Here is a 6,972-nt window from a genome sequence, read left to right on the forward strand (position 1 = left end):
CCGTTGCCGCCTTCGGCGCGGAAGGTGAACTTCTCGGCGCCGGGCTCCCCTTCGACATCCACGTGGATGTGCTGGCCGGCCAGGATCTGGCCGAACAGGATCCGCTCGGAAAGCTGGTCCTCGATCTCCCGCTGAATCGTGCGGCGCAGCGGACGGGCACCCATGGCCGGGTCGTAGCCGCGGGCCGCCAGCACGGTGCGGGCCGCCGGGGTCAGCTCGATGGTCATGTTGCGTTCCTCCAGGCGCTTGGCCAGGCGCTGCACGAACAGGTCCACGATCTGCTCGATCTCTTCCTGGCTCAGCTGCGGGAACACCACGATGTCATCGACACGGTTCAGGAACTCGGGACGGAAGTGCTGGCGCAGCTCCTCCTGGACCTTAGCCTGCATCCGCTCGTAGCCGGTGCGGGTGTCGGTCGAGGACTGGAAGCCGGTCATCACGCCCTTGGAGATGTCCCGGGTGCCCAGGTTCGTGGTCATGATGATAATGGTGTTCTTGAAGTCCACCACCCGGCCCTGGGAGTCGGTCAGGCGACCGTCTTCCAGGATCTGCAGCAGTGAGTTGAACAGGTCCGCGTGGGCCTTTTCCACTTCGTCGAACAGCACCACGGAGAAGGGACGGCGACGCACCTTCTCGGTCAGCTGGCCGCCTTCCTCGTAGCCCACGTAGCCTGGAGGGGCGCCGAAGAGCCGGGAGACGGTGTGCTTCTCCGAGTACTCGGACATGTCCAGGGTGATCAGCGCATCTTCCTCGCCGAAGAGGAACTCCGCCAACGCCTTGGCCAGCTCGGTCTTGCCCACACCGGTGGGGCCGGCGAAGATGAACGAGCCGCCGGGGCGGTTCGGGTCCTTCAGTCCGGCACGGGTGCGGCGGATCGCCTGGGAGATCGCCTTGATCGCCGAATCCTGGCCGATGACCCGCTTGTGCAGCTCGTCTTCCATGTTCAGCAGGCGGGTGGACTCTTCCTCGGTCAGCTTCACGACCGGGATGCCGGTCGAGTTGGCCAGCACCTCGGCGATCAGCTCCTCGGTGACCTCCGAGATTTCGTCCATGTCGCCATTGCGCCAGGACTTTTCCTTCTCGTTGCGGGCCTCGATGAGCTTGGATTCCTTGTCGCGCAGCGACGCGGCGCCTTCGAAGTCCTGGGCGTCAATCGCCGCTTCCTTCTCCAGGCGCACGGTGGCGATTTCCTCGTCCATTTCCTTCAGCGCCGGAGGAGCGGTCATGCGCTGGATGCGCAGTCGCGCCCCGGCCTCGTCGATCAGGTCAACGGCCTTGTCCGGCAGGAAGCGGTCCGAGATGTAGCGGTGGGCCAGCTGGGAGGCGGCCTGCAGGGCGCCGTCGGTGATCGAGACGCGGTGGTGCGCCTCATAGCGGTCACGCAGCCCACGCAGGATCTGCGTGGTCAGCTCCACCGTCGGTTCCTTGACCTGGATCGGCTGGAAGCGGCGCTCCAGCGCGGCGTCCTTCTCAATGTTCTTGCGGTACTCATCCAGGGTCGTGGCGCCGATGGTCTGCAGCTCACCGCGGGCCAGCATCGGCTTGAGGATGCTGGCGGCGTCGATGGCGCCCTCGGCGGCACCGGCACCGACCAGGGTGTGGATCTCATCGATGAACAGGATGATGTCCCCGCGGGTGCGGATTTCCTTCAGCACCTTCTTCAGGCGCTCTTCGAAGTCACCGCGGTAACGGGAGCCGGCCACCAGGGACCCCAGGTCCAGGGTGTACAGCTGCTTGTCCTTGATGGTCTCGGGCACGTCGCCGCGCACGATCGCCTGGGCCAGGCCCTCGACGACCGCGGTCTTGCCGACGCCCGGCTCACCGATCAGCACCGGGTTGTTCTTGGTGCGCCGGGAAAGGACCTGCATGACGCGTTCCATCTCATGCTCGCGACCGATCACCGGGTCGAGCTTGCCCTCGCGGGCTGCGGCCGTCAGGTTACGGCCGAACTGGTCCAGTACGGCCGAGCCAGCCGGGGCGCCCTCGCTCTGGCCGCCGGAGCTGACGCCCGCCGCGGCGGTGTCCTTCCCGCCCTGGTAACCAGACAGCAGCTGGATGACCTGCTGACGCACGCGTCCCAGGTCTGCACCGAGCTTGACCAGCACCTGTGCGGCCACGCCCTCGCCTTCACGAATCAGGCCCAGCAGGATGTGCTCGGTGCCAATGTAGTTGTGGCCCAGCTGCAGCGCTTCGCGCAGCGAGAGCTCCAAAACCTTCTTGGCGCGCGGAGTGAACGGGATATGTCCAGATGGGGCCTGCTGCCCCTTGCCAATAATCTCCTGCACCTGTTCACGCACGGCGCCCAGGGAGATGTTCAGGGACTCGAGCGCTTTGGCTGCAACTCCGTCACCTTCGTGGATGAGCCCGAGCAGCAAGTGCTCGGTGCCGATGTAGTTGTGGTTGAGCATGCGCGCCTCTTCTTGGGCGAGCACGACAACGCGACGGGCACGGTCGGTAAATCTCTCAAACATTGCGGCACACTCCTTGCTTACCAATAGTTCGATGCTACGCACCATGAGGCCGGGAATCTGCCTTGTTCGCCACAGGGATAACCGCGTGAGGTTGCCCCGGCGCCCGAGAAGGTGCGCCAACGACAATGACCGGGATGAAATCATCCCGGTCATTTTGCGTCGTGGCTTGGGGTGTTCGAAGCCTTAGCGCGAGCGGCTGCGCCCACCCTTGCGCTGCGCCGCGTAGTAGGCCTCCACCACATCCGCATTCAGTCGTCCGCGGGCGTGACCTTCATGTTGTTCTCCTTGGCCCAGGCGCGGATGGCCGGCGCCTCGCTGGTGGAGTTCTGCTTGGAGGAACGCCCTGCCTGGATGTAAGGCTCCATGGCGGCACGGAATTTCTCCGCATTTTCATCATTCAGGTCAATTTCGTAATGCTGCCCGCCGAAGCTGAAGGAAAATGATTCCGTGGCTTCTCCCCCATCGATATCGTCGATCAATGCAATTTGTACTTGGCGTGCCATGTTATTAGCCTCCGGGTTGGTACATCTTTGGTCGTTGAAATAATCTTCAGACCTTAACCTGTATCCATCATAGACAATAACGGCGATGATTTACGCATTAATCTTACGATTAACACCTAATTATCAGGGTGACCTTTATTATCTCCTGATTTCAGATCTACACCTGTAGTTCCAAAATCATTATTCTGATCAACTTCCGCCTGAGCTTGACGCTCCGAACGGTCGGCATTCATAACAGCTTGATAACGTACCAGAAAATCAGGGCGACAACGATTGTTGGAAGAATGGCTTCTACATAGGGCATATTATGCCTCCGGCTTTAGCAATGGGAACAGTATGGTTTCACGGATTCCCACGTCGGTGAACAGCATGACCAGGCGATCGATGCCCAGGCCGATGCCACCCATGGGCGGGGCTCCGTACTCCAGGGCCCGCAGGAAGTCCTCGTCCAGCTGCATGGCCTCCGGGTCTCCACCGGCGGCCATCAACGACTGCTCGGTCAGCCGCTCACGCTGGACGACCGGGTCGATCAGCTCGGAGAACGCGGTACCGCGTTCCATGCCCCCGATGATCAGGTCCCAAGCCTCGATGACACCGGGCTTGGAACGGTGCGGCCGCGCCAGCGGCTGGGCCAGCGGCGGGTAGTCGTAGACGAAGGTGGGGTCCATCAGGTTCGGTTCAACGATCTCGCCGAAGAGCTCGATGACCAGCTTCTGGGCATCCCATGCCGGGTCGATCTTCACCTCGTGCTTGTCGGCGATCTCGCGCAGCGTCTCGGCCGGGGTTTCCGGGGTAATCTCCATGCCGACGGCCTCGGACAGACCTGGGTAGACGCCGAGCCAGCGCCATTCGCCGTCCAGGTTGATGGTTCTTCGGGGTTTCCAGCACGCGTCCGGCGCCGATGGCGTCCGCGGCGTTGAGGATGATCTCCTTAATCCGCTCGGCCATCACGAACTGGTCGGCGTAGGCCTCATAGCATTCGAGCATGGTGAACTCCGGGGAGTGCGTGGAGTCCACGCCCTCATTGCGGAAGATGCGGCCGAGTTCGAAGACTCGATCCACTCCGCCGACCACGGTGCGCTTCAGGTAGAGTTCCAGGGCGATGCGCAGGGTCATTTCCTGGTCGAAGGCGTTCAGGTGAGTATGGAACGGCCGGGCCGAGGCCCCGCCGTGCACCAACTGGAGCATCGGGGTCTCGATCTCGACGTAGTCGCGCTCCTCCAGGGTGCGGCGCACGGCACGGATGATGGCTGCCCGCTTGTAGATCATTTCCCGGGCCTCGTTGCGCACGATCAGATCGGCGTAGCGCTGACGGACGCGCGTCTCCTCGTTCAGGTCGGCGTGCAGCACCGGCAGGGGACGCAGGGCCTTGGAGCCATCTGGAACTCATCGGCCATGATCGACAGTTCGCCGCGGCGTGAGGAGATCACCTCTCCCTTGACGAAGACATGGTCACCCAGGTCCACCAGGGCCTTCCAGTCGGCCAGACGCTCCTCGCCGACCTTCGCCAGCGAGATCATCACCTGCAGCCGGGTTCCGGCGCCCTCCGGTCCGCCCTCCTGCAGGGTGGCGAAGCACAGCTTGCCGGTGTTGCGCATGAAGACGATGCGACCGGCGACCCCCACGTTCACTCCTGTGGCCTGGTCCGGCTCGAGATCAGGGAACTGTTCGCGAACCTCGGCCAGGCTGTGGGTGCGCGGCACGCCTACGGGGTAGGCCTCTTCACCACGGGACAGCAGTTCGGCGCGCTTGCTCAGGCGCACCTGCCGCTGGTCGTTGGTGTTCTGGCTGTCTGCTGCAGGGGAATTATCTTGGGAAGTCACAGTACATCATTCTACGTGTGAAAATTCTCGTTGTGGCCGCTTCATGACTGGACTCTCACCTGAGGTTGGCCACAACAGCCAAAAGGCGGGCGCACGTCGCGCCCGCCTTTCTTCCGGCTACCAGATCTCGACGCGTTCGGCCGGATCCAGCCACATCCCGTCACCGGCTGGGTGCCGAAGGCCTCGTGGAAAGCATCCAGGTTCTTTGGCACTTGGTTGCAGCGGAATTCGCCCGGCGCATGCGGTCGGTGGTCACTCGAACAACTGCGGTTTCCGGGCGAATCAGCGTGCGCCAGCATTCGGCCCAGGCGTAGAAGAACCGCTGGTCCCCGCTGACCCCGTCAATCACCTGGTCCTGCTCGATGCCGCGGGCGGCCAGCTCAAGCTTGTAGGCCTTGTACGCGATGCCCAAGCCACCCAGGTCGCCGATGTTCTCCCCCAGGGTGAGCTTGCCGTTAACCTGATGGTTCGGGGCTTCGCTTGGGCTGAGGGCATCGTATTGGTCAACCAGTTTCGTGGTCAGCTTTTCAAAAGCTTCCCGGTCTTCCGCTGTCCACCAGTTCTTCAGCTGCCCGCTGCCGTCGTACTGCGAACCTGATCATCAAAGCCGTGTCCGATCTCGTGGCCAATGACCGCGCCGATCGCCCCGAAGTTCGAGGCGAGGTCGCGATCGACGTCAAAGAAAGGCAGGCGAAGGATCGCGGCGGGGAAGGCGATTTCGTTCAACAGCGGATGGTAGTAGGCATTCACGGTCTGCGGGTACATGAACCACAGCTCCCGATCCACCCCGTCATCAATCTTCTGCAGTTCACGCTTGAACTCGAACTCGTTGGCGGCCGCCAGGTTCGCGATCACGTCCTGCGGGTCCGTGGTGATGCTCGAGTAGTCGATCCACTCGTTGGGGTAGCCGATCTTGGGACGGAACATGGACAACTTTTCGAGCGCCTTCTCGATTGTCTCCTCCCCCATCCACGGCAGGGTGGTGATCGAGTCCCGGTAGGCCTCGATCAGCCGCTCCACCAGGTGGTCCATGGCGTCCTTCGCCTCCGGCGGGAAGTGCTTGGCCACGTAGAGTTGTCCCAGGTCCTCACCGACGGCGCTTTCAGTGAAGCTGACCCCACGCTTCCAGCGCTCCTTCAGGGTTTCCACTCCGCCCAGCTTCGCGGCGTAGAACGCGAAGTTTTCGTTGACGAAGGGGCTGGAAAGGTAGGGTGCGAAGGAGCGCAGCACCTGGACGGTGAGCCAGGCCTTCCAACGCTCGAGGGGTTCTTCCTCCAGCGTCTGGCCCAGCGCTTCGAAGAAGCTGGGCTGCCACAGCACAACCTCGGCATAGTACTTCGGTTCAATTCCCGCGCCTTGGAGCCAGTAGCGCATCCCTGGGAAAATCTGGAGCAGTTCTTCATCGCTCATCAGGTTGTACCGGGCTTGGGCATCGCGGACCTTGACGCGATCCCAATGGTGGGAGGCAATGACTTTCTCCAACGCCACGACGTCTTCGGCGGCCTTCGACGGATCCGCCACTTCACCGAGACCCAACAGGCGTGCCAGGTGCTCCTGGTAGTCGCTGACGGTCGAGGCGAACTGCTCTTCACGGTAGTAAGACTCATCCGGTAGGCCCAGTCCACCTTGCAGGAAGGTCAGCAGATTGCGCTCGGGATTACCGGCGTCATTCATGGCGCCGGCCTGCAGGAAGCTACTGATGCCCTTGCGGTAGAAGCCTCCGGATAGCTCAATGAGCTCTTCGGCAGTGGAAACCCGTTGGATATCCTCCAGATAGCCGCGAACCGGCTCGATCCCCTTGGCCTCGATGGCTTCCTCATTCATGAAGCTGCCATACAGGTGGGCAATGCGTACTTTATCCGGAGCCTGCTCGGTGCCGGATTTCACGGCTTCGACGGCATCTTCGATGATCGCATGGACCGCAGCTTCCGCCTCGTCACGCAGTTCCATGAACGAGCCGTACAGACCCTGGTCACTGGGGATGCTCGCCGAGGCAAACCACTTGCCATTCGCGTTGCGGTATAGATCGTCCTGCGGCCGAATGGATTCGTCGCGGTATTTCAATGCCTTCGCGCTCAACTAAATGCTCCCCTGTCCAAACGTGACTGTTTCTACCTCTGTACTGTAGTCAGCTGAGCGCCGCTGGGGGCAAAAGATGTTGCCCCGTGCGCCAAC

2 protein-coding genes and 2 pseudogenes are annotated in these 6,972 nt (G+C 62.2%); all 4 read right to left on the reverse strand.

Annotated elements, in window-relative coordinates; genetic code table 11:
* On the reverse strand, positions 1 to 2,471 hold a 2,471-nt coding region (locus JCM19049_RS06425), incomplete at its 3' end, for an ATP-dependent Clp protease ATP-binding subunit (protein WP_054821170.1).
* A 248-nt stretch (positions 2,472 to 2,719) separates the two neighbouring features.
* Positions 2,720 to 2,974: an Lsr2 family protein gene (locus JCM19049_RS06430; protein ID WP_306420720.1), complete on the reverse strand. Its 255-nt coding sequence runs from the start codon at positions 2,972 to 2,974 to the stop codon at positions 2,720 to 2,722.
* A gap of 305 nt (positions 2,975 to 3,279) precedes the next feature.
* A pseudogene (gene lysS / locus JCM19049_RS06435) lies at positions 3,280 to 4,797 on the reverse strand (lysine--tRNA ligase).
* A 117-nt stretch (positions 4,798 to 4,914) separates the two neighbouring features.
* Positions 4,915 to 6,876 (reverse strand): annotated as a pseudogene (locus JCM19049_RS06440) (M13 family metallopeptidase).
* Positions 6,877 to 6,972 lie beyond the last annotated feature (96 nt).

This window comes from Arthrobacter sp. JCM 19049 (assembly GCF_001310435.1).